This is a genomic window from Streptomyces sp. NPDC006450 (assembly GCF_040612195.1).
Lineage (GTDB): Bacteria > Actinomycetota > Actinomycetes > Streptomycetales > Streptomycetaceae > Streptomyces.
Genome location: NZ_JBEXPT010000263.1, coordinates 1 through 2,198 on the forward strand (window position 1 = coordinate 1; position 2,198 = coordinate 2,198).

Sequence of the window (2,198 nt, forward strand, 5' to 3'; positions counted from 1 at the left end):
CTCGCCACGGAAGCAGAACAGTTCGGCCGGCCATTCCTCCAGTCCGTGCCGGGGCTCCTCGGCTCCCGCGTAACCGGTCAGCACCGCGTGGTAGTTGGTGCCGCCGAACCCGAAGGCGCTCACCCCGGCGATCCGCCGCTCGGCGGGCACCGCCCACGGCCGGGCCCCGGCGTCGAAGAAGAACGGGCTGGTCTCCACGTCCCAGGCGGGAACCGGTGCGTCGAGGTGCAGGGTCGGCGGCCGTACGCCCGAGTGGACCGCACGGACCGCCTTGATCAGACCGGCCAGCCCGGCCGCGCACTTGGTGTGCCCGATCTGCGATTTCACCGAACCCAGCGCACAGGCTCCGGGAGCGGCGCCCGACGCGGCGAACAGGCCGGTCAGTACCCCCAGTTCGGTGCTGTCCCCGACCACGGTGCCGGTGCCGTGCGCCTCGATGAGGCCGACGTCGCCGGGACTGATCCCGGCCCGCGCGTAGGCCCGGTCCAGGGCCCTGCGCTGCCCCTCCGGCCGGGGTGCGGTCAGGCCGAGGGAGCGTCCGTCGCTGGCGGCTCCGACCGCCTTGATCACGGCGTACACCCGGTCGCCGTCCCGTTCCGCGTCGGCGAGCCGCTTCAGTACGAGCGCCCCCACCCCCTCCCCGAGGGCGATCCCGTCGGCAGCCGCGTCGAAGGGCCGGCAGCGCCCGCCCGGGGACAGCGCGCGGACGGAAGAGAACAGCAGGTAGTCGTTGATGCCGTTGTGGACGTCGGCGCCCCCGCACAGCACCATGTCGCTGTCAACATCGCGCAGTTGGCGGCAGGCGAGGTCGAGGGCGGCCAGCGAGGAGGCGCACGCCGCGTCGACCGTGCAGTTCGCTCCGCCGAGGTCCAGCCGGTTGGCGACCCTGCCCGCGATGACGTTGGCGAGCACACCGGGGAAGGAGTCCTCGGTGAGCCGCGGGAGCTGTTCGTCCAGTTCGGGAGGGATCGGGCCCAGGTAGCCGGGGTAGAGCGCGCGCAGGCCGTACGCGCCCGCCAGCTCGGTGCCGGCCTCCGCGCCGAACACGACCGAGGTCCGGGACCGGTCGAACTCCCGGTCCTTGCCGTACCCGGCGTCCGCCAGGGCCCGGGCCGAGATCTCCAGGGCGAGCAGCTGCACCGGTTCGATCCCGGCCAGCGAAGCCGGCGGGATGCCGTGCGCGAGGGCGTCGAAGGGCATCGGCCCGAGGAAGCCTCCCCAGCGGGACGGTGTGCGTTCCCCGGCCCGTGCCGGGTCGGGGTCGAAGTGGAGAGCGGGGTCCCAGCGTTCGGCTGGGACCTCGGTCACGGCGTCGCTCCCGTCCAGGATCCGGGACCAGTAGGCGGCGAGGTCCGGTGCGCCGGGGTAGGCGCAGGCCATGCCGACGACGGCGATGTCCAGCGGTTCGGGCCGCGGAGCGCCGACAGCGGCCACCCCGCCCGCCGTATCGCCCTCGGGTTCCGGACCGGCGAGCTCCTGGGCACGCTGCCGGAGCAACTCGCTCGCACCTTGGGTGACTTCGGCGTGCAGCGCGGCGATCGTGGTCGTCCCGGAGCGCAGGGTGGCGGCCTGGCCGAGCATGAACAGCCCCTCGGTGCGCTGCTGTTCCTCGCCCACGGATTCCAGGCCGGTGCCGTCGGCCCCGCGCCGCAGGCCCTTGCTGGCGATCCGGAGCCTTCCCAGGTTGAGCCGTTCCAGCTCCTCCCACACCTCGCGCGGCTCGGCGCCGCCTTCCGCGAGCCGCCGGCGGGTGGCCTCGAAGGTGTCCACGTAGGGGGTGACCGCGCAGCGGGTGGCGTGTCCGGGCGCGGTGTGCAGCAGGACGGTGTCCGCGCACTCCAGCGCCGCTCGCTGGAAGTGGGGCAGGACCGCGCCCGCGGCGACCGCTTCCTCGGTGAACAGGTACGCGGTGCCCATGAGCACGCCGATGCGCGCACCCCGTTCGGCCAGCGGAGCCGCGGCGGCGGCGGCCATCGCGGCGGACCGGGCGTCGTGGACTCCGCCCGCGAACAGCACGTCCAGCGCGTCCGGTTCGGGGCAGGCGAGCAGCAGCTCGATCTGCTCCTCCCACAGCGGGAACGAGGCGCGTGGCCCGACGTGCCCCCCGCATTCCATCCCCTCGAACACGAACCGGCGCGCCCCGTCGGCGAGGTACCGCTCCAGCAGGCCCGGTGAGGGCACGTGGAGATGGGTCCGGG

The 2,198-nt window shown here is 74.2% G+C and carries 1 protein-coding gene; it reads right to left on the bottom strand.

Annotated features, from left to right (window positions below; genetic code table 11):
* Positions 1 to 2,198, bottom strand: a 2,198-nt coding sequence (locus ABZY57_RS32695; protein WP_356518173.1) for a beta-ketoacyl synthase N-terminal-like domain-containing protein, incomplete at both ends; no start/stop codon positions are given.